This is a genomic window from Pseudomonadota bacterium, from assembly GCA_036339585.1.
Classification (GTDB): Bacteria; Pseudomonadota; Alphaproteobacteria; order UBA8366; family UBA8366; genus UBA8366.
In genome coordinates, this window is record JAYZAS010000004.1 from 295939 (window position 1) to 317932 (window position 21994).

Annotated in this window: 21 protein-coding genes; 11 read left to right on the forward strand and 10 right to left on the reverse strand. The window is 46.3% G+C overall.

The annotated features are described in order from the left end of the window. From VX941_04335 to VX941_04360, 6 genes are all read right to left on the reverse strand, one after another. Complete coding sequence (locus tag VX941_04335; protein MEE2932633.1) at positions 1-747, reverse strand: pyridoxal-phosphate dependent enzyme; 747 nt, start codon at positions 745-747, stop codon at positions 1-3. A gap of 514 nt (positions 748-1261) precedes the next feature. Further along, positions 1262-1369 carry a hypothetical protein gene (locus VX941_04340; GenBank protein ID MEE2932634.1) on the reverse strand — a complete coding sequence of 36 codons (108 nt, stop codon included), beginning with the start codon at positions 1367-1369 and terminating at the stop codon, positions 1262-1264. Positions 1370-1516: 147 nt separating this feature from the next. Beyond that, a complete protein-coding gene (gene dut, locus VX941_04345) occupies positions 1517-1972 on the reverse strand; it encodes a dUTP diphosphatase (protein ID MEE2932635.1) in 456 nt (151 codons plus the stop codon). Continuing rightward, positions 1969-3183 carry a bifunctional phosphopantothenoylcysteine decarboxylase/phosphopantothenate--cysteine ligase CoaBC gene (gene coaBC, locus VX941_04350; GenBank protein MEE2932636.1) on the reverse strand — a complete coding sequence of 405 codons (1215 nt, stop codon included), beginning with the start codon at positions 3181-3183 and terminating at the stop codon, positions 1969-1971. Before coaBC ends, dut begins: the two co-directional genes overlap by 4 nt. Before the next feature lie 179 nt (positions 3184-3362). Beyond that, positions 3363-4898 carry a 2-polyprenylphenol 6-hydroxylase gene (gene ubiB / locus VX941_04355; protein ID MEE2932637.1) on the reverse strand — a complete coding sequence of 512 codons (1536 nt, stop codon included), beginning with the start codon at positions 4896-4898 and terminating at the stop codon, positions 3363-3365. A 30-nt stretch (positions 4899-4928) separates the two neighbouring features. Further along, a complete protein-coding gene (locus VX941_04360) occupies positions 4929-5675 on the reverse strand; it encodes a class I SAM-dependent methyltransferase (protein MEE2932638.1) in 747 nt (248 codons plus the stop codon). 83 nt (positions 5676-5758) lie between these two features. Here VX941_04360 and mutM point away from each other — a divergent pair, with 83 nt between their 5' ends. The 11 genes from mutM (at position 5759) to VX941_04415 (ending at position 17924) form a co-directional block, all read left to right on the forward strand. Further along, positions 5759-6613 (forward strand): bifunctional DNA-formamidopyrimidine glycosylase/DNA-(apurinic or apyrimidinic site) lyase, encoded by an 855-nt coding sequence (mutM, locus tag VX941_04365; GenBank protein MEE2932639.1) that lies wholly within the window; start codon positions 5759-5761, stop codon positions 6611-6613. 11 nt (positions 6614-6624) lie between these two features. Further along, complete coding sequence (locus tag VX941_04370) at positions 6625-6987, forward strand: hypothetical protein (protein ID MEE2932640.1); 363 nt, start codon at positions 6625-6627, stop codon at positions 6985-6987. A gap of 90 nt (positions 6988-7077) precedes the next feature. Next, on the forward strand, positions 7078-7854 hold the full coding sequence (locus VX941_04375; GenBank protein ID MEE2932641.1) for an enoyl-CoA hydratase: 777 nt from the start codon (positions 7078-7080) through the stop codon (positions 7852-7854). Positions 7855-7985: 131 nt separating this feature from the next. Continuing rightward, the gene (rpsT, locus tag VX941_04380) at positions 7986-8252 is read left to right on the forward strand and encodes a 30S ribosomal protein S20 (GenBank protein MEE2932642.1); all 267 of its coding nucleotides are present in this window, start codon (positions 7986-7988) and stop codon (positions 8250-8252) included. Between the two features lie 542 nt (positions 8253-8794). Next, positions 8795-10144, forward strand: coding sequence for a chromosomal replication initiator protein DnaA (dnaA, locus tag VX941_04385; GenBank protein MEE2932643.1), 1350 nt, complete (start codon positions 8795-8797; stop codon positions 10142-10144). A 247-nt stretch (positions 10145-10391) separates the two neighbouring features. Then, positions 10392-11510 carry a DNA polymerase III subunit beta gene (gene dnaN / locus VX941_04390; protein MEE2932644.1) on the forward strand — a complete coding sequence of 373 codons (1119 nt, stop codon included), beginning with the start codon at positions 10392-10394 and terminating at the stop codon, positions 11508-11510. 63 nt (positions 11511-11573) lie between these two features. Then, a complete protein-coding gene (gene recF / locus VX941_04395) occupies positions 11574-12740 on the forward strand; it encodes a DNA replication/repair protein RecF (protein MEE2932645.1) in 1167 nt (388 codons plus the stop codon). A 23-nt stretch (positions 12741-12763) separates the two neighbouring features. Continuing rightward, the gene (gene gyrB / locus VX941_04400; protein ID MEE2932646.1) at positions 12764-15208 is read left to right on the forward strand and encodes a DNA topoisomerase (ATP-hydrolyzing) subunit B; all 2445 of its coding nucleotides are present in this window, start codon (positions 12764-12766) and stop codon (positions 15206-15208) included. 103 nt (positions 15209-15311) lie between these two features. Beyond that, on the forward strand, positions 15312-15833 hold the full coding sequence (gene fabA / locus VX941_04405; protein ID MEE2932647.1) for a 3-hydroxyacyl-[acyl-carrier-protein] dehydratase FabA: 522 nt from the start codon (positions 15312-15314) through the stop codon (positions 15831-15833). 24 nt (positions 15834-15857) lie between these two features. Next, a complete protein-coding gene (gene fabB / locus VX941_04410; protein MEE2932648.1) occupies positions 15858-17075 on the forward strand; it encodes a beta-ketoacyl-ACP synthase I in 1218 nt (405 codons plus the stop codon). Between the two features lie 48 nt (positions 17076-17123). Then, positions 17124-17924 (forward strand): SDR family oxidoreductase, encoded by an 801-nt coding sequence (locus tag VX941_04415; GenBank protein ID MEE2932649.1) that lies wholly within the window; start codon positions 17124-17126, stop codon positions 17922-17924. A gap of 73 nt (positions 17925-17997) precedes the next feature. On the opposite strand, the gene pnp is transcribed toward VX941_04415, so the two are convergent. The 4 genes from pnp to rbfA form a co-directional block, all read right to left on the reverse strand. After that, complete coding sequence (pnp, locus tag VX941_04420) at positions 17998-20163, reverse strand: polyribonucleotide nucleotidyltransferase (GenBank protein MEE2932650.1); 2166 nt, start codon at positions 20161-20163, stop codon at positions 17998-18000. A gap of 181 nt (positions 20164-20344) precedes the next feature. Then, positions 20345-20614, reverse strand: coding sequence for a 30S ribosomal protein S15 (gene rpsO / locus VX941_04425; protein ID MEE2932651.1), 270 nt, complete (start codon positions 20612-20614; stop codon positions 20345-20347). A 14-nt stretch (positions 20615-20628) separates the two neighbouring features. Then, complete coding sequence (truB, locus tag VX941_04430) at positions 20629-21558, reverse strand: tRNA pseudouridine(55) synthase TruB (GenBank protein MEE2932652.1); 930 nt, start codon at positions 21556-21558, stop codon at positions 20629-20631. 21 nt (positions 21559-21579) lie between these two features. Continuing rightward, the gene (gene rbfA, locus VX941_04435) at positions 21580-21960 is read right to left on the reverse strand and encodes a 30S ribosome-binding factor RbfA (GenBank protein MEE2932653.1); all 381 of its coding nucleotides are present in this window, start codon (positions 21958-21960) and stop codon (positions 21580-21582) included. Positions 21961-21994: the final 34 nt, after the last annotated feature.

Below are 21994 nucleotides of genomic sequence, written 5' to 3' on the forward strand. Positions count from 1 at the left end.
TTATAGCTCATCAAATAGTTGTGTTGAGAGATAACGTTTTGCAAATGAAGGTACTATCACAACAACTCGTTTTTTTATCATTTCAGCTCTCCCGCATATTTCAATAGCCGCCGCTAAAGCAGCTCCTGGAGAAATCCCAGCAGGAAGTCCTCCAAGCCGAGCGACTTGTCTTGCAGAAATAAAAGCAGACTCACTCGCAATAGTTATAACCTCATCAATTAGGGATTGGTCAAGAATCGGAGGTACAAATCCAGTCCCTATACCGTCAATTCTGTGACTACCTGGCGCTCCACCCGAGAGCACAGCACTATTTTCCGGTTCAACAGCGATAATCTTTATTTCTGGGTTACAAGCTTTCAATAAACGCCCGCACCCAGTCAATGTGCCTCCAGTGCCTACGCTTGATACAATCACATCTACTAACCCATCAGTATCTGTCCATATCTCTTCGGCTGTTGTACGAGCGTGAATAGTGGTGTTAGCTTCGTTATGAAATTGTTGAGGCATTATTGCATTTGAATTATTTTCTATGATTTCTTCAGCACGACGAATCGCTCCCGTCATGCCTTCTTTGGCGGGAGTCAATTCAAGTTCTGTCCCCAAAAAATTTAACATTTTTCTACGTGCCACTGATTGCGACGCAGGCATCGTTAAAATTAAACGGTAGCCTTTTCTTGCGGCTGCAAAAACAAGCGCTATTCCAGCATCACCTGACGTTGGCTCACAAATATGCTTTCCGAGTTGAATCGGCCATCAGATTTAGGTGCCGAGAGCATTGCAATACCTATACGACCTTTTACGGAACCCATTGGGTTGAAAACTCGAGTTTCGCCAACAGGCCCGAACCAAGACCTTTTTCCTAGGTAATACGTGAAAGCCTTACCAAGGGTGTTGCTCCAACAGAATCAAAGTTAAGGTCGTTGATACAACAGCCGGCCTCAAAGACGGACGATGATTTTTTGTTCGACACACATCTGCGTTTATTATGCTTCAAAAGTTTACACGCATTTGTTCTCACACTCTAAACCATATCCAGCAAAGGCCGTTTTTCCCATGAAAAATTTAGTCCTAGATGGCAAAATCAATAGTTGCCGTTTGAGATTGATGAATTCCGGCCGAACGGGCTTGAGAACACAAATCTTCAATGCTTAGGGCATCAAGCTTTTTAAAATAGTCCTCCTGAATTTCCTGCCAAATTGGGACGAGAACGCTAAGACCAATATCTGATTGAACTGGGGCCTCTAAAAGGCCAACATCGAGGTCAGCAATTATTCTTGCTATTTCCCCTCAAAAATCTTCTCCACTCACGAGCCAAACGATAACCTCCTCGCGGCCCTCGTACGCCCCGCAATATCACAGCACGGACCAAATACTGCAGAACCAGTTCGAGATAATGGCACGGTATACCCTGTCTATTTGCTATTTCACTTCGTTGTCTGGCCGGTCTGACGTCTTGTATGCATTATTTAGGACCGCTTCTATCGCAAACATCAATTTACGATTTACTTTCAGTGATTTAGCTCCGAATGCCGGTCGAACCAAACCCACGTTCGCCACGAGCCGTACTGGGCAAATCAGTTGTCTCATTCCAAGAAACTTGGTTTACAGGTGCAATTATCATCTGGGCAATGCGCATACCATATTCGATTAAAAGGGCCTTATCGCCGTGGTTTATTAATATAACACTTATTTCACCACGGTAATCAGCGTCAATCGTTCCTGGCGCATTAAGAACGGTTACCCCGTTTTTATGCGCTAGTCCTGAACGCGGGCGCACCTGGGCCTCGTAACCATGTGGCAGAGCTATAGCAAGTCCAGTAGGTATTAAGATACGTGAACCAGGAAAAAGTTCTAGCGGTGAATCAATTGCGGCCATCAGATCTACCCCTGCACTGCCGGAAGTAGCATATTCGGGCAGCGGTAATCCCAGTCCATTTGGAAACCGCTTTATGGGAACTGTTATCGCGTTCATACTGCTTTAAAGAATGTGGCGACGCGATCTGCAATGGTTCGGGCCGCAGCTACTTTGCTCATGCGCACCCAGTTCTCAACGGAATCAGCCTGCACAAAATGCAACTCATTATCTTCACCACCAAATATTCCCTTAGATTCAGAGACATCGTTAGCCAGCATCCAATCACAACCTTTTCGGGTACGCTTATCAATGGCATTTTCCACAACATCCTCGGTTTCGGCAGCGAAACCAACCACTAGCGCTGGACGCTTATTGTCGTCACGCTTGGCAAGCGCAGCTAAAATATCAGGATTTTTTTTAAGAGTAATAACCTGCTTATCTTCGTCAGACTTTTTGATCTTATGATCGGCCTGCTTTGCAATCCCCCAGTCCGCAACAGCGGCCGCACATATAGCAATGTCAACCGGAAGTGCTGACTCACATGCCTTAAGCATCTCAACAGCTGATTTTACATGCACAGTTTCAACACCCACCGGGTCCGCTAGCGCCACCGGACCGCATATCAGAGTAGTTTTTGCCCCAAGAAGAGCTAATGCACTCGCTATAGCATGCCCTTGTTTTCCTGATGAATGATTGGCAATGTAGCGTACTGGATCAATTGGCTCATGCGTTGGCCCACTGGTCACTAGTGCCCGACGGCCCTCTAGAGGCAAATTAACATTACCTTTACCCAATACAGACCCGACCTCTCCCACTATTTCATCAATGTTAGCCATGCGACCTTCCCCAAACTCACCACAAGCCATTGAGCCTACATTTGGCCCAACTTGAAACACCCCACGCCTTAGGAGTGTTTTCAAATTAGCACGTGTCGCTTCATGATCCCACATGCGCACATTCATGGCTGGAGCTATCATAACCGGCTTGTTTGTCGCTAAAATTGCAGTAGTCGCCAAATCATCAGCTATACCGACTGCCATTTTTGCAATAAAATTAGCGGTAGCAGGCGCCACTAACAACAAGTCTGCCTCACGGGAAAGTCGTATATGTCCCATCTCCAGCTCGTCTGTAAGTGAAAACAAGCCATCGTATACTTTTTGCCCTGACAATGCTGATAATGAAAGCGGTGTCACGAATTCTGAGCCGCCCTGAGTAAGCACACATGTAACAGTGCAACCGCTTTCTTGAAGCCGGCGAATCAAATCTGGGGTCTTATAGGCCGCAATTCCACCGGGAATTATCAGTAGTATACGTTTTGCACTGGACAAAGCTAGATGCCTCGAAAATTGAACCATCGCTGTAATTTACAGTGTATGCGTGTTAATAGGAAATGTATTTTTCAAAAGCGATTTTGTGTTATGGAGCAAACCCAAAATTTAGCGTTATTCAAATAATAGTCTATTTTCAAATTTTACTAATATCAGAAATTGTAGGGTAAATGCTATTTTTACAGTATGCCCAACAAGTAGCCTGAAAAAAAAGACGCTGCAGAAAGAATAATTATACTGGTGATGAAAAATGCAATTCGATACCTGTGGCGAGAACTAGAGAGGACAGACCAAAACTGCTCTTTATTTGCATCGCCAACAGCATTTTCCTCTGCACGCTGTAACAGTGCATCCACGCGTGTAACCAAATGAGGCAATCGAAGGCAAAGTGATGAAAACTCCTCTACTCCCCCCAAAAGCCTAGCTTGCGGACCACGATTCCGTCGCATCCAACCTTCAATCAGTGGTCGGGCCAAAGCCCAGATGTTTGAGTCCGCATCGAGTTTCCGACCTACCCCTTCTGCAACCAGCATGTTTTTTTGCAACAAGAGTAGTTGCGGCTGAACTTCCATCTGAAAATCCTCTGCCGTCCTAAATAATCGAGCTAAGAGAACCGCGATTGATACTTGGTTCAATGGACGATCAAAAAGTGGCTCGGCGACCGCGCGCAAAGATAAAGCAAAAGAATCGCGTGATTGACTAGGTGGAACCAGACCTGCGTCAAAATGGATATCTGCAACCCTTTTGTAATCCCTCTGCAAGAAAGCCATCAACATATCCGCCAGATAGAAGCGGGTCGCTCGGTCAAGACGTCCCATAATTCCAAAGTCGACTGGCACCAACGTGCCTTCAGGGGTTACAAACATATTCCCGGGATGCATATCCCCATGAAAAAAACCATCTCGAAACACCTGTTGAAAAAAAACACCGGCAGAAGTCTTTAAAATCTCGCGGCGATCAAGACCTAACTGGCTGATTTGCTCTACATCATCAATGCGAATACCGTCAATCCACTCGATGGTAAGCACTCGTTCACTAGTGCGATTCCAATCCACTTCAGGCACCTTGAATCCAACATCGCCTGCTGTAGCTAACGCTAATTCCGAGGCTGAAGCGGCCTCTAACCTTAGGTCCAATTCGGTATGCACTATGTCCTTAAACTGATTTACAACTGCCTTTGGCTTGTAGCGAGCAAAATTCGGCAGCATCGTTTCAACGGCGTTGGCTAACCAAATGAATAGATCTAGATCTTTAGCAAAAGCCGCCTCGACATCAGGTCGCAAGATTTTAACAGCGACCAATTGTCCGTCTACCGTCTTCGCTGAATGAACCTGCGCTATCGATGCTGCAGCTACTGGTTTAGGATTAAAGTGACTAAAAATTTTCTCAACTTTATCACCCAACTCTCGCTCTAAAGTTTCTATTGCTAGCGAGCCATCAAATGCCGGCATACTGTCTTGTAAGAGGGCAAGATCGTCCGCAGCCTTATCACCAATAAGATCCGAGCGAACGGCTAATGTTTGCCCAAATTTCACAAAACTCGGCCCTAGTTCCTGAAGGGCCTCGGCCAAACGATGGCCGAGCCCGCCGGGGTGGTCCCTACGTCGAAACAAAAAAAGAACAGCCCGCACGAAAATTGATTGTCTCTCTGAAGACGGCAAAACATTGTACCGACCGAGTACGCCTAGAACACGAATCAAACGAAAACAATTCACAAACGATCTTAACATCATTTCAACAAGTTTTTAAACTCGCCAAGCGGAATGCAAGGCGACCACTCCACTAGACAGATCGCGCCATTCGACGCCACAAAACCCTGCACCCTCCATCATAAGTGCAAGTTCTGATTGGGTTGGAAAACGGCGGATACTCTCTACTAAATATCTGTAGGATTCGGCGTCTTTTGCTACCCATCTTCCAAGGGTCGGCAAAACGTTAAAAGAGTACATGTCATAAAGGTTGGCTAGCCAAGGCAACGTAACATGACTAAACTCTAGGCAAAGTAAATGGCCGCCTGGTTTCAGCACCCTCCGTGCCTCCCGAAGTGCCATATCTAGTCGGGTAACATTCCTGAGCCCAAATGCTACCGTATAGGAATCTGTGCTTCTGTCTTTGACCGGCAGTTGTTCCGCGTCGCCAACACACCAATCACATCCGGTTAGGAATCCATGATTCAACGACCTATCACGACCTATGTTGAGCATGCTTTCATTTATGTCACATACTGTCACATTTCCCCCACCGGCCGATTTAAAACGCCTTGCAATATCCCCAGTGCCGCCCGCAACATCCAAAAGCGTCATCGATGAAGAGGGACGGAGCCAATCAATGAGCGCATTCTTCCAAAGCCGATGTAAGCCCCCAGACATCAGGTCATTCATCAAATCGTAACGAGGCGCTACAGAATTGAAGACGGACCTGACCAGTCTGGTTTTGTCCTCTAGAGGGACATCACGATAGCCAAATGAAGTCATATCTCGAGTTTTGTGCATGATCCGCCGCAAATCTTTTAAAAAATAAATACCATTAAATGGAACGATAGCCTACCGGCTTCAGTTTTGCTAGAAAAGCAATTATGCCAGAATTACCCGAGGTTGAAACTGTGTGTGCCGGACTCAAGCCAGCTCTTGAGGGACAGAGGTTAGTTGGTATCAAGCAAAGGCGCAAGGATTTGAGGTTTCCCCTTCCCACAAATTTTGTATCTACTTTATCAGGAAAAATTGTAAAAATGGTGCGCCGACGCGCAAAATTTATATTGATACACCTTGAGGGCGGCTTTGTCTTGATGATCCACCTTGGTATGTCAGGACGAATAACAATTTACCCCAACGATGTCCCCCCAGCAGGACGTCATGATCATATCGAATTTATAACCGAGAAAGGGGTCACAATCCGATATTGTGACCCCCGGCGGTTTGGCTTTATGGATCTATTTCCAGCCAGCATTTATGACGAGCACCCCATGATAAGTCATTTAGGGCCCGAACCACTTACCGATGAATTTGATGTAATAAGTTTCAACAACAAGTTGAGCGGACGCAAGATACCCATAAAAACTGCACTACTTGACCAGAAAATTGTTGCTGGACTTGGAAATATTTATGCGTGTGAAGCACTATTCAAGGCACGCATATCGCCCAGAAGGGTTGCGCATAACATCCCCGGCAAGCGATCGAAGAGGCTCGTAACAGCAATCAAAGATGTCCTACATGCCGCAATTACTGCCGGAGGATCTAGCCTTAAAGATTTTGCTGGGACCGACGGAAATCTTGGCTACTTCCAGACCCAATGGGCTGTGTATGGCCGAGCAGGGGAAAAATGTCGTTCCATTTGCTGCAGGCGTGATAGAACCTTGTATTGTGAGAGAGTTATTAAGCGAATTGTCCAATCAGGGCGCTCTACTTTTTATTGTCCAAAGTGCCAACGGTAAACGTAAGAAATATGACTCAAAAAGTGTTTGTAATGCTTGGATTTATATCGATGTTGAGTGCATTAAATGCACATGCGAACCCTGGTGCTTTCCTACCCGGGTTTGAAGACATTCCCCTAATGGCGGGTCTCAATCCTCAAAAGAATAAAGACTTTATGTTTGACACCCCAAGTGGCCGCATAATCGAAGAAACAGCTTTTGGCCAATCATCGAGAGCTCAAGTTACTCAATTCTACAATTCAACACTACCCGAGCTTGGCTGGAAAAAGATCGGTAATAGCATATTTGAGAGAGATGGCGAACGCCTTCATATTGAGTGTTACGGCCAAGACGGAAACCTTTCTGTTCGTTTTACTTTAACACCGGACAAATAATTATCCACGATTTTGGATGATAGAATAAAAGTTAGCCCAACACGTAACCTTTAACACTGCCCAAGTTAGCGTCAGAGGAAATCAATAGAAATGTCTTACGAACATATTGTTACAACAACGCGGGGACCGGTAGGCATTATTACGCTCAACAGGCCCGATGCAATGAATGCATTGTGTGCCGATTTGATTGACCAATTATGTATCTCAATTGACGAATTTGAAGATGATCAATCCATAAGATCGATGGTGCTCACAGGCGGTAATAAAATATTCGCTGCGGGCGCCGATATTAAAGAGATGCAAGACAAAGGCTTTATAGATGTCTATTTGGCTGACTTCATAACCAGAGGTTGGGAACGAGTAGCAAGCTGCCGAAAACCTATCATTGCCGCTGTCTCTGGATACGCGTTAGGTGGCGGATGTGAATTAGCAATGATGTGCGACTTCATCCTCGCGGACGAAAGTGCAAAGTTTGGCCAACCTGAAATCACGATAGGCGCAATACCGGGTGCCGGAGGAACTCAACGGCTAGCCCGTGCTATCGGGAAGTCAAAGACAATGGAGATGTGCTTGACAGGACGCATGATGGATGCGCAGGAGGCAGAGCGTGCAGGTTTGGTGAGTCGTATTGTACCCTCGGAAGATTTGCTTTCTGAAGCCGTTAAAACCGCGGAAAAGATCGCATCAATGTCCCTACCAATAGCTATTTTGGCTAAAGAGTCAGTGAATCGTGCCTTTGAAACTACTTTAGCAGAGGGGCTGTTATTTGAGCGCAGGGCATTTCACTCAACATTTGCAACCAAAGATCAAAAAGAGGGAATGAGCGCATTTGTTGCGAAGCGCAAACCTAAGTTTAAAGATTGCTGACTTAACCATAAGCCTTGAAGAAATGGCTTGAGAATTTGCCATAACTCGAAGCGCTTGACGGCACGCGGTCAGCGGTCTATAAGCCGCAATCGTTTGAAACACTTTTATAACAGCAATTGCAAAAACACATCATGGCAACAACAGCTTCTGTAAAAAAACGGGTGCGCCAAGCCGCAAAAAAAAGTGCGAGAAACAGCGCGCGGGTTAATCGGATACGTACATTTGTCCGGAAGGTCGAGGAAGCAATTCTCAGTGGTAATAAAGGTGACGCTTCGAAAGCCCTAAAGTTGGCTATGCCGGAAATGCATCGTGGTGTAAGCAAGGGTATACTTCGTAAAAATACGGTTGCGCGAAAGTTATCGCGGTTAAACAAACGTATTCGTAATCTCGAAATCTAAAAAAATTCCTAGCAGTTTTATAACCGAGTCGGACCCAACATCGGAAGACCATGGCGTGTATAAGCTATTTTTCTTCGAAACTGTCTAACCAACTCGCCTTTTTTTCGCTCCTGGAAGACTAAAAGCAACCCATTCTGGCAGTCGTGAGTTTGTCAACAACTTTATTTTAGATTCTTTGCCTATTTACAGATGAAACCCATTGCAGTGCATTTGGGCGGTGTTTACAGTGTCGGTTCTGTCCTTCAGGGAGGTCAGTGAGCGTGAGAGCCTTGAAAGTTATAATTTTTGGTTTGTGTTGAGGTTTAGATAAACAGAGAAGTAACACGTTTAGAGAGTTCAGAAGGTTGTTAGGGTGCAGATGGGCATGGTCGCGTCACAATGTATCATATATCACCACACAGCACTCTAATTATGAGGTTACCATGTTCTCACAACCGCGTAATTACATCTTCTTTGCGGATGTATGTGGTGTCAGTCCGACCATTCCCTGACGAACGGGTCGTCATTTCGGGGCCTACGGGTCTGTTGGGGATACACAGTAGATGTCAGAATCTTTGCCTGCGCAATGGGCTCGAATTCGAAGCCGACTGCGAGCTGAATATGGAGAAGCCGCTTACAGAAGCTGGCTGAAACCACTTACTTTGAGCGGAACCTCGGATGAGGTTGTTCAGCTAACTGTGCCAACTCGATTTATGAGAGATTGGGTGGAGGCACAATATGGCGAGAGGTTATTAAGTCTGTGGACTAGTGAGAATTCCTCAATTAAGAATGTTGATATTCTGCTTGAGGGTAGCGCTGCAGCTCAGCTAGTAGAAAGTCAGGCAGCAACAATGAAAACAGCGGCCGTTACTGAAGCACGACAAGCAGACATTAGTGCTCCCTTGGACCCTCGATTTACTTTCGACAATTTCATTGTTGGAAAGCCAAACGAGTTAGCGTTTGCTGCCGCGCGACGCGTTGCCGAAGCGGCAACAGTTCCCTTTAATCCGTTATTTTTATACGGGGGCGTTGGGCTTGGAAAAACGCATCTTTTACATGCAATCGCTTGGCATATACGGAAGCGAAGCCCTAAACGTCGTGTCGTTTATCTATCAGCTGAGAAATTTATGTATCAGTTCATACGCGCACTTCGATATAAAGACACAGTGGCGTTTAAAGAACAATTCAGAAGTGTTGATGTTTTAATGATTGATGATGTCCAGTTTATTGCTGGAAAAGACAATACGCAGGAGGAGTTCTTTCACACCTTCAATGCGCTAGTCGACCAAAACCATCAAGTGATCATTTCTGCAGACAAATCGCCAAATGATCTAGAGGGCATGGAAGACAGAATGAAATCACGCTTGGGCTGGGGCCTTGTCGCTGACATTCACCCTACGACTTACGAATTGCGGCTTGGAATATTACAGGTAAAAGCTGAGCAGCTTGAGGCGGAAATACCCCCAAAGGTCATGGAGTTCTTGGCACACAAAATAACTTCCAATGTAAGGGAGCTGGAGGGAGCCTTGAATCGTATTGTGGCGTATGCGAATTTGGTTGGCCGATCGGTCAGTCTTGAAGGAACTCAAGAGGTTTTACACGATATACTTCGCGCAAATGATCGGCGAGTAACAATCGAAGAGATTCAAAAGAGAGTTGCCGAACACTACAACATACGGCAGTCGGAAATGTATTCCTCGCGTCGCGCCCGGGCGGTTGCCCGACCTCGCCAGGTAGCAATGTACCTTTCAAAGCAATTGACATCTCGCTCCTTACCAGAAATCGGTCGTAAATTTGGTGGCCGCGATCACACAACGGTGATGCATGCGGTACGCAAGATAGAGGAGTTGCGCGTTACCGATAATAGCTTTGCTGAGGATATCGAGTTGTTACGGCGCATGCTAGAGGGCTAAAATGTTGCAATTTGCAGGCATTCTAGAGGTCCGAATCGCTATGGTAACTTATATATATAAAACATATAGATAGGTCTCTCTTGCTGTAATCCTTAGCTTTGAAAATTGCTGCAGGCGCGTTATTCCTATGCTATAAATCATTTTACTATGAAAGAGGCGTTTTGAGGTATAGCGACGCGCCTCGAAGTTAGATTCGAAAAGCACATTTTTACAATATGAATTATTTCGATAAAAAATGGGAAACACGATGAAACTGACGATTGAACGCGCAGCATTGCTGCGATCACTGAATCACGTGCAAAGTGTCGTAGAACGACGCAATACAATCCCCATTCTCTCAAATGTACATTTCAATGTTCACGAGAATCGGCTAGCAATGACCGCAACGGATATGGATCTTGCTATTGTCGAGACTGTCGATGCCGCACCAGACAGTGGCGGCTCGACTACCGCACCGGCACACACGCTTTACGACATAGTTCGGAAATTGCCCGAAGGTGCACAAATAGGCTTGGATGCAAATGGTGAAGAAGATCGCTTAATTCTTACATCTGGAAGATCACGATTTACCCTGCAAACCCTACCAACAGCAGACTTTCCACAAATGTCTGACGGCGATCTACCAGCCGTTTTTAAGTTACCCGCAGACGAGTTAAGGATGCTTATAGATCGAACTCGGTTTGCAATATCTACCGAGGAAACACGTTATTACCTAAATGGCTTATACGTTCATAAAGCTGAGGCCAATGGCATCCCCGTTCTACGTGTTGTAGCGACCGATGGTCATCGTCTCGCGAGAGTGGAAATGCCGCTGCCAAATGGCGCAAGCGACATGCCGGGAATAATTGTACCCCGCAAGGCAATAAATGAGCTCCGAAAACTAATTGACGAAACTGAGGATGACGTTGAAATAGCGCTATCTGACACTAAAATTCGCTTCAGCTTCGATAATGTGGTGTTAAGCTCCAAACTTATTGATGGCACCTTCCCCGATTACGATCGCGTGATCCCCGACGGCAATGACAAAACGCTGGAAGTAAACTGTGAAGACTTCGCAGCTGCCGTGGATAGAGTGGCAACAATCTCGACTGACAAGTCACGAGCTATTAAATTATCGGTGGACGCTGGCACTATCGTTCTTTCGGCATCAAGCCCCGAGAGCGGCACGGCGTCAGAAGAAATAGAAGTCGATTATTCCCAGGGGCCTATAGAAATTGGATTTAATGCTAGGTATTTATTAGATATTGCACAGCAGATAGAAGGTAATATGGCCCAATTTGTAATGGCAGACTCGGCTTCTCCTACAATTGTACGTGATACTGACGATCCTACCTCACTGTATGTCTTGATGCCGATGCGTGTGTAGGTGAAGAATGGGGCTAATAGGAATATTGTCTAAAATCGCGATAGCAGTTGTGCTGAAGTAGCCATGCCGGGTGACCCAACTGCAAGAGTCGTATTGCAAAAAATAACCCTCACTAATTTTCGTTGCTACGATCACGTTAGTTTAAAAGTTGATGCGCGAAGCGTGGTGCTAACAGGTCCGAATGGAGCGGGCAAAACAAATCTTCTCGAAGCAATATCATTGTTGGCCCCGGGGCGCGGGCTGAGGCGGGCACGAATTGAAGACATGGACCGACGCCATGAGCTCGGTAATTCAAGTACATCCGAATGGGGGATTGCTGCCTTAATAGAGACACCTATGGGGCCGATACAAATAGGAACAGGCCGCAATAAAACGGTTGGAAGTCGGCGCATCGTCCGAATAAATGGAACCGACACCGGGAGTCAAAATGCTCTTGCCGAGTATGTTGATGCAGTCTGGCTTACCCCTCAGATGGATAGATTATTTGTTGAGGGCGCTGCGGGGAGAAGGCGATTTTTTGATCGACTAGCATTTGGCTTTGATACAGCACATGCCGGACGAGTTAACGCCTACAATCATGCTATGCGGGAGAGGATGGGTCTTCTTCGAAGCAATACAGGAGATGGTATTTGGCTTGATAAGCTTGAGCAAAGTATGGCTGAACGCGGAGTGGCAATAGCGGCGGCACGTCGTGAACTTGCGGCCCGCCTTGATAAGGCTTCACTTTATACCTCAGGATGTTTCCCGGTTGCTGGTGTTACTGCTGTAGGTTTGATTGAAGATTGGCTCAACAATGTGCCGGCTCTTGAGGCAGAACAACGATTTGCTGTTGAACTGAAAAAAAACAGAAGACGCGATGGAGAGTGCGGGAAAACCGAACTCGGCCCCCATCGCAGCGATTTTATTGTTGTTCACGTTGCAAAAGGTCTGCCAGCTGTTCAGTGTTCTACAGGTGAACAAAAGGCTTTGCTAATCGCTATTGTCTTGGCTAATACGCGCTTACACGCGAGGGAGCGAAATCGTATACCTCTTTTGTTGCTAGACGAGGTTGCTGCACATTTAGACGCAAAGAGGCGGAAAGCGCTTTTTGATGAAATATATAACTTAGGCGCTCAAGCATGGCTTACTGGTACGGACTTAGCTTTTTTTGAGTCGTTTGGTAATAATGCACAATACGTTTCAGTCTCCGACGCTAAATTCAAAGAATTTGCAAGCATATCAACAGTCTAATCTCGACTGGGAATGAGGATAAAATGAATGATAAAGTACCCAATGAAAGCACTGACGGAGAGGGTAATGATTATGGTGCAGATTCAATAAAAGTTCTGCGCGGGCTTGATGCCGTACGCAAACGGCCTGGCATGTATATTGGGGATACCGATGATGGCACAGGACTTCACCACATGGTATTCGAAGTAGTCGACAATGCAATCGATGAGGCAATGGCAGGCCATTGCAATAGAATTGAAGTGGTTTTAAATGGAGACGGCTCAGTAAGCGTTACGGATAACGGTCGCGGTATCCCTGTCGACATACACGAAGAGGAGGGTATTTCGGCGGCCGAAGTTATAATGACCCAGCTCCATGCAGGCGGAAAGTTCGACCAAAATTCTTACAAGGTCTCAGGTGGTTTGCATGGAGTCGGAGTTTCTGTAGTAAATGCTCTGTCTTCAAACCTCACACTTACCATAAAAAGAGATGGTAAAGTGCATAAGATCTCATTCGAGCATGGAGATTCCACAGCACCCTTAAAGACAACGGAGGAGACGGTCGAAGAAACGGGCACAATTGTGACATTTATGCCATCAACAAAAACATTCACTCAAACCGAATTTAATTTCCAAACCCTTGAGCATAGACTACGTGAGCTCGCCTTCCTAAACACAGGAGTTCAAATTGTACTAACGGACGCTCGAAATCCAGAGCCAAAAATAGTTGATATGGCCTATGAAGGCGGGATCGCGGCGTTCGTTGAGTACCTAGACCGCAATAAGAGTGCCTTGCTGGAAACACCTATCGACATTAAAGGTGAAAAAGATGGCATTATAGTAACGTTGTCAATGCAATGGAATGATAGCTACCATGAAAAGACATTATGCTTTACCAACAATATTCCTCAGCGAGATGGTGGAACCCATCTGGCAGGATTTCGTGCAGCCCTCACGCGCCAAGTGAATGGGTACGCCAATACTTCTGGAATCGCAAAACGTGAAAAAATAGCGGTCACAGGTGACGATTCTCGCGAAGGCTTGACATGTGTTCTGTCTGTTAAAGTACCTGACCCTAAATTCTCTAGTCAAACCAAAGATAAATTAGTCTCCTCAGAAGTACGCCCGGTTGTTGAGTCGATAATGAATGACAGGCTTAATCAATGGTTTGAGGAACATCCAGCCGAGGCTAAAAAAGTTGTCCAAAAAGTCTTCGAAGCAGCGGCGGCACGTGAAGCAGCTCGAAAGGCTCGTGAATTAACGCGCCGCAAGGGCGCTCTTGATATTGCTAACCTTCCCGGCAAACTTGCTGATTGCCAATCTCGCGACCCAAAGGAATGTGAACTATTTATTGTCGAAGGAGACTCCGCCGGAGGGTCTGCGAAGCAGGCGCGCGAACGCCGCTTTCAAGCTATACTGCCGCTTCGCGGGAAAATACTCAATGTCGAACGGGCACGTTTTGACAAGATGATTGGTTCTGCTGAAATTGGGACGCTAATTGCAGCACTTGGAACAGGTATCGGTGCTGAAGACTTTGACCCAGACAAGGTACGGTATCAAAAAATCATTATCATGACAGACGCCGATGTTGATGGTAGCCATATTAGGACATTACTGTTGACGCTATTTTATCGTCAAATGCCGGAGTTAATTGAACGTGGGTATCTATACATAGCTCAACCCCCGTTATATAGAATTAGACGCGGGAGTTCAGAGGTTTATTTGAAAGATGATCGAGCAATGGAGGACTATCTTCTACGCGACTGTGTCGGGGATGTAACTTTAGCGTTTCAAGACGGCAGCCAAGTTGCTGGTGAGGACCTTTGGTCTCTAATAGAGGACGCCCGGATCGCACGCAATCATATTAATAATATTCAACGAAAAGTTGGCAACCATTCTGTTGTTGAGCAGTCCGCCGTAGCAGGTGCACTTAGTCCCTCTATATTGAACGATGAGAAGAGTGCCAGTGAAGCGGCAAATTATGTAGCAACACGTCTCGATGCATTAGCTGATCCTCTTGAAAAAGGTTGGAGCGGCGAGCCTAGTGAGAATGGGGGCCTATTGTTTCAGCGAACATTGCGCGGTATTCTTCAAAAATATGTGATAGATGGTGATTTAATACGCAGTCGTGACGCAAGAACACTTGATGCAATGGCCGGCACGATGCAAAGCACCTACAGCAAATTTTTAGTGTTGAAGACAAAAACTGGTGAGCAAAGAATTGAGGGGCCCTCAACTTTAATTGAATACTTGACAAACATAGGGAGAAAGGGGCTCAGTTTTCAGCGCTACAAAGGACTCGGTGAAATGAATCCGGAACAACTGTGGGAGACTACAATGGATGTCAATGCAAGAATTCTTTTGCAAGTGAAGGTTGATCACGCTGATGATGCTTCTGAAGTATTCTCCACGCTCATGGGCGATTTGGTTGAACCTCGGCGCGAATTTATCCAATCCAATGCTCTGAGCGTTGAAAACCTCGATATATGAAAAATTGCTCGTCTTTAGTAAGCAAACGCAGGTTTACATTGAGTTATTTTCACACGTGAGATATTGGTAGAAACTTGAGACGATAAAAGGTCGGTGTTTGGTTTTGAATTTAAAGAAACAGTCTAGCTACAGCTTCGAAGATTTAATCGAATGCGCTCACGGGCGACTTTTCGGTCCCGGCAACGCGCAGTTGCCGTTACCCCCTATGTTAATGATTGACCGTATTACGCACATCTCTGATGATGGAGGAAACTTCGGCAAAGGAGAAATCGTAGCCGAACTTGATATCGAGCCAGACCTTTGGTTTTTTAGTTGCCATTTTGAGGGAGACCCAGTGATGCCAGGTTGTCTTGGACTTGATGCAATGTGGCAGTTAGTTGGTTTCTTCCTCGGCTGGAAAGATGGCCCTGGGAAAGGCCGGGCGCTTGGTGTTGGCGAAGTTAAATTTACAGGCCAAGTTTTAAAAACTGTTAAAAAAATTACGTATCACATTAATATGAAGCGTGTAATTATGCGCAGGTTAGTGATGGGTATAGCGGATGGCGTTCTCAAAGCGGATGGGGAACCAATCTATGAAGTAAAAGATATGCGAGTTGGACTGTTTACACCTCAAGAGACAACATAAACACGCGATCTTCTAGGAGTGCACATGCGACGCGTTGCAATAACCGGCTTAGGCATAGTCTCAAGCATCGGCAATAACAAAGGTGAAGTGCTAGATTCTCTTAAACAGGGCAGGTCAGGCATAGAGTATTGTGAAGAATATGAGGAACGGGGTCTCCGTAGCCATGTACATGGCTCGGTCAAAATAGATATTGAAAAACACGTAGACAGGAAAATTCTCCGTTTCATGGGCGATGGCGCTGCATACAATTACATCGCAATGGAAGAGGCAATTGCGGATGCCGGCTTGGAAGAAAATGAAGTTTCTAGTGAAAAAACCGGTATGATTATGGGGTCGGGTGGACCATCAACCAAGAATCTATTGCTTGCGTGGGATACAGCTCGTGAACGTGGACCAAAACGCATTGGCCCGTACATGGTCCCTCGTACTATGTCCAGCACAAATTCTGCAACTCTTGCTACACCTTTCAAAATCAGGGGAGTTAATTATTCAATAAGTTCCGCCTGTGCAACTAGCGCCCACTGCATTGGAAATGCCAGTGAGCTTATCCAATGGGGAAAGCAAAATATAATGCTAGCCGGTGGAGGAGAAGAGTTAGATTGGACAATGACCTCACTATTTGACGCTATGCCCGCTCTCTCTTCCAGCTACAACGAGACACCAGAAAAAGCTAGCCGACCCTATGATGTCGATCGTGACGGATTCGTGATTGCTGGGGGTGGTGGGGTGATTGTGCTGGAAGAACTCGAGCATGCGAAAGCACGCGGCGCTCATATTTATGCGGAATTAGTGGGTTACGGTGCCACATCAGATGGTTACGATATGGTTCAACCATCGGGTGAAGGTGCAGCACGCTGCATGAAAAATGCTACCAGCGGGCTTAATATTCCGGTAAATTATGTTAATGCCCATGGCACTTCGACGCCAGTTGGTGACATTAAAGAGTTAGAAGCATTGAAAACCGTGTTTGGGGATCATATGCCTACTATTAGCTCAACAAAATCTTTAACCGGCCATTCACTAGGGGCAACGGGAGTTCACGAATCGATTTATTCTGTCCTCATGATGGAACATCGCTTTATTTCAGCTTCAGCAAATATTGAGAACCTAGATCCCGGCGCTGAAGGTTTGCCAATTACCCGAGAACGAATTGACAACATTGACCTTGACTGCGTGGTCTCTAACAGTTTTGGTTTTGGTGGCACTAATGCAAGCTTAGTGTTCAAACGTTACAACGGTTAGAGCAGGACTACAAAATTAACCCTCATACATTCCCGGAGTTACTCAGTAATGGGAACTGCCAAGTTACTATCCGGAAAACGCGGCCTCATAATGGGAGTCGCGAATGATCACTCAATAGCGTGGGGCATATCCTCAATCTTACATGCGGCCGGTGCCGAGTTAGCCTTTACCTTTCAGTCAGAAGCGTTTGCACGACGCGTTAAGCCACTCGCTGCATCAGTTGGCTCTGACATAGTATTGCCTTGTGACGTTACAAATGATGAAAGCCTTGATTCTGTCTTTACTGAAGTTGAGTCACGTTGGGGAAAGCTCGATTTTTTACTTCATGCAATTGCCTATTCCGACAAAGAAGAACTGAAGGGCCGATATGTTAACACAACTAGAACGAATTTTAGATCAACCATGGATATTTCATGTTACTCATTTTCTGCAGTAGCACTTCGCGCTTCTCCATTGATGAAAGATGGAGGAAGCTTGGTAACGCTCACGTACTCAGGCTCAGAGCGTGTAATGCCAAACTACAATGTCATGGGCGTCGCAAAAGCGGCTTTAGAAGCGAGCGTGAAGTATTTAGCCGTCGACCTTGGGGGTAATGGAATAAGAGTTAATGCGATCTCCGCTGGTCCTATGAGAACTCTTGCAGGTTCTGCAATAGCGAGTGCGCGCACAGTTTATCGGTGGCAGGGAGAACATGCACCACTGAAACGCAACATTGATATGAGCGATGTTGGAGGCGCCGCACTCTATCTTTTCTCAAACATGTCAACCGGTGTAACAGGAGAGACCCATTATGTGGATGCTGGATATAATGTAATAGGCATGGTGAATTTAGCCGACAACTGCCCTTGACACCCAACACCTCGAGTTGTTTGCATTCGCAGCTAGCAATGTGCTCTCTACAAATGAAATTCGGGCTTACATATTAGTCATTTTTATTGCGGGGCCGGCGCTCCCGGCGAGGTTCTCGATCTTTGCGCTCTACTGGCACTTCTTCACCGGTGCTTTGATCGACTGCTCTCATTGATAATTTAACCTTGCCACGATCGTCGACCGCTAAAACTAGGACTTTCACTTCCTGACCCTCTGATACCACATCACTAACGGACGGAACACGTTCATTAGCTAATTCCGATATATGAACTAACCCATCCTTAGAGCCAAGGAAATTCACAAATGCACCAAAATCAACAATCTTTACAACCTTCCCTTCATATACCTTGCCAACTTCTGGCTCAGCTACTATCGACTGGATCCACGCAATAGCCCTCTCCCCAGCCTCATTGTCAACCGAAGCTACCTTGATCGTTCCATCGTCTTCGATGTCCACTTTTGCTCCCGTGGTCTCACAAATTTCACGAATGACTTTCCCTCCAGTGCCTATGACGTCACGAATCTTCTCACGCGCAATCTGGAAGGTGGTAATTCGAGGTGCATTCTGTGATACATCTTCACGAGCTGAAGTTATTGCGTCCTTCATTTCAGCAAGTATATGCAATCTTCCGTCTCTCGCTTGGTCCAAGGCAACCTGCATTATCTCTTCTGTGATGGATGTAATCTTGATATCCATCTGCAGGGCCGTTACCCCCTCTTCGGTGCCAGCAACCTTGAAATCCATATCACCCAAGTGATCCTCATCACCTAAAATATCCGACAGGACTGCAAACTTTTCCCCTTCCTTTATGAGCCCCATAGCGATACCAGCGCATGGCCGCTTCATCGGAACACCAGCATCCATGAGAGACATGGACGTACCGCACACTGTCGCCATTGACGAAGAGCCGTTACTTTCTGTGATCTCAGAAACGACCCTAACAGTATAGGGGAAGTCCTCATGCTCTGGCATCAGTGGCCTAATTGCACGCCACGCGAGTTTTCCGTGTCCGATCTCACGTCGCCCAGGAGAACCAACGCGCCCGGCTTCCCCTACCGAGTATGGAGGAAAGTTATAGTGGAGCATAAAGCGGCGGCGATATTCACCCTCTATAGCATCAATGATTTGTTCATCCTGGCCGGTACCAAGCGTTGTAATAACGAAAGCCTGCGTTTCACCACGGGTAAACAGGGATGACCCATGGCTTCGCTCTAAGACACCCACCTCACACTCAATAGGGCGGACCGATGAAGTATCGCGTCCATCGATACGCTGCCCTGTTTCTAAAATATTGCCGCGAACCACATCCTTTTCTAGGTCTTTAAAAATAGATGCCGCAAGCTCTATATCCTGCTCCTCGGTCTCAAGCTGATCAAGGACGCTATGCTTGAGTTCAGTTATTGACTCCATGCGATCTTGTTTAGATTTTATTTCGTAAGCACGACGAAGCGGCTTTTCTGCGCGATCTTTAAGTATTTTCAAAACCTCATCTTGTCCCTCCGGAGCCTTGGGCAAATCCCATGGCTCTTTCGCTGAAGATTCGGCCATGGATATGATTGCATCTATAACCGGCTGGAACTGTTCGTGACCGAACATTACCGACCCAAGCATCACTTCTTCTGATAATTCTCTGGCCTGGCTCTCTACCATTAAAACACCCTCACGCGTGCCTGCGACCACAAGATCTAAATCAGTGTCTTCCATCTCGCCTAGACGAGGATTCAGGATAAACTCTCCGTCTTGGTATCCAACCCGGCAAGCACCAAGAGGCCCGAAGAACGGCACACCCGATATTGTTAGTGCAGCTGACGCACCTATTAGGGAAACTATGTCAGGATCATTTTCCATGTCGTGTGCTAATACGGTGCAGATGATTTGGGTTTCATTTCGGAACCCTTTAGGAAATAATGGTCTTATTGGGCGATCTATTAAACGCGAGGTGAGCGTTTCCTTTTCACTGGGTCGTCCCTCACGCTTAAAAAAACCTCCCGGTATTTTACCAGCCGCAAAGGCTTTTTCCTGATAATTAACAGTTAGAGGAAAGAAATCGACTCCTTGACGTGGGTTTTTTGCGGCAACAGCGGTGCATAACACTTGGGTCCCACCATAAGTTGTCATTACAGCACCATCAGCCTGACGTGCTATTTTCCCCGCCTCCAATACCAAAGGGCGGCCGCCCCATTCTATTTCTTTCTTTGTAACATCAAACATCTCTATTTCCTTCACATACTTACCGCTAAAATTGCGTTGTTCAACCCCGGTGTGCAACGGCATTAAATAAAGAGACCATGCCTAGTTGGCCTCAACTGATCATTCTCGACTCTGAGATTTTCTCACTCGGCTAGGTCAGACAAAGACAAACCCTATTTTGCCTGTGAGGAGGGTCGTTAATAACTCCTCAGCGACGTAAATCAAGCCGTTTGAGAAGAGATTCGTAGCGGCTCACGTCTTTACGCTTCACATAATCTAGAAGACGCCTTCGTTGACCCACCATCATTAATAATCCACGGCGAGAGTGAAAATCCTTTTTGTGCGACTGCATATGCTGGGTGAGATTGCGAATACGCTCGGTTAATACCGCTATTTGCACATCAGCTGAACCGGTATCACCTGCTTTGATTGCAAACTCAGCTATGAGCTCTTTTTTCCGTTCCAATCCAATCGACATCATATTCTCCTTTTTTATAGATTGATCACTTTGAAAGGTCGCATTTTCCCGGCGCTGACTTTAGCCAGCGCCAACGGCTTCCCCTGATCGGTGGCCAAAACGGTGGCTCCGTCGCTTAAATCGGTAACCCGCTCTATGTCTCCCTTCCGCAGTAATGTCACAGTTTGACCGTGACGCAATTTTGAGGCTTCAGTTTCTGTCAAGGCCAACGCCGGGATGTCGTCCAGCGCAGCCTCCACAGGAAGAAGATACTTCAAAACCGCGGCAATGTGCCCAAATTCTTTCAATTCGTCCAGTGAAATTCCATTATCGAGTGAAAAAGGTCCTACTCTGGTCCGACGCAGTTGGGTCAAATGCCCGACCGTTCCCAGTGCAACGGCCAGATCACGTGCTAGAGCACGCATGTAAGCTCCGGCGCCAGAGACTACTCGAAAAAGTGCGTGGTCAACATCCAGCATATCTAGCAGGGCTAACTCATAGATACGTATGTTTCTAGATGGAATATCAAAAGTCTTCCCCTTTCTAGCAAGATTATAGGCCCTCTCACCTCCTACTTTTATTGCAGAAAACGCTGGTGGTATTTGTTCAATTAGACCTGTAAATGTAGGTATTAGACTTTCAATTGCCTTACGGTCTGGGCGGATATCCGATGTCGCGGTTATAAATCCCTCACTATCATCAGTAGAACTTGCTTTGCCCCATTCCACTGTAAACTCGTATTCTTTTTTTCTGTTTACAATATAAGGCACCGTCTTTGTAGCTTCACCTAATGCAATCGGGAGGATCCCCGTTGCAAGGGGGTCTAAGGTGCCACTGTGGCCCGCTTTCGTCGCGTTAGCCAATTTCTTAATAATTGCCACTGTTTTAGTTGAGGTAATCCCTTCAGGCTTATCTATTACAAACCAGCCATGTACCGGATCACCTTTTCGGTTGCGCCGTCCCATTTTTTGTTTGTCCTAATGTCTTTAGGGAGCCAAATCCCGAATAACGCCGGGATCTGCCAAAAGCCTGTTGATTTCACTCGCGTTATCAAAGGAATAGTCACTTACAAAAGTTAACTTAGGAAGATACTTAAGTCGCACTCTGCGCCCAACCTCACTGCGCAAAAACGATGACGCTCTGCCCAATGCGCCAACGACTAGTTTTTTATCAGAACCCCCGAGAGGCACCACATAAACCGTTGCGTTGCGCATATCGGCACTTACCTGAACTTCACAGACTGTTATTGACCTTCCTGCTAGATCAGGGTCACGTAAGTCTCCGTTAGTGAACAGCTCGGCTAACACGTGACGCAGCTGCTCCCCAACCCTTAATTGGCGTACCGACCGTTTTTTTTTCTTAGCCATTTTAAATTACCAAATGAAAAGAAAGACGGAGTAT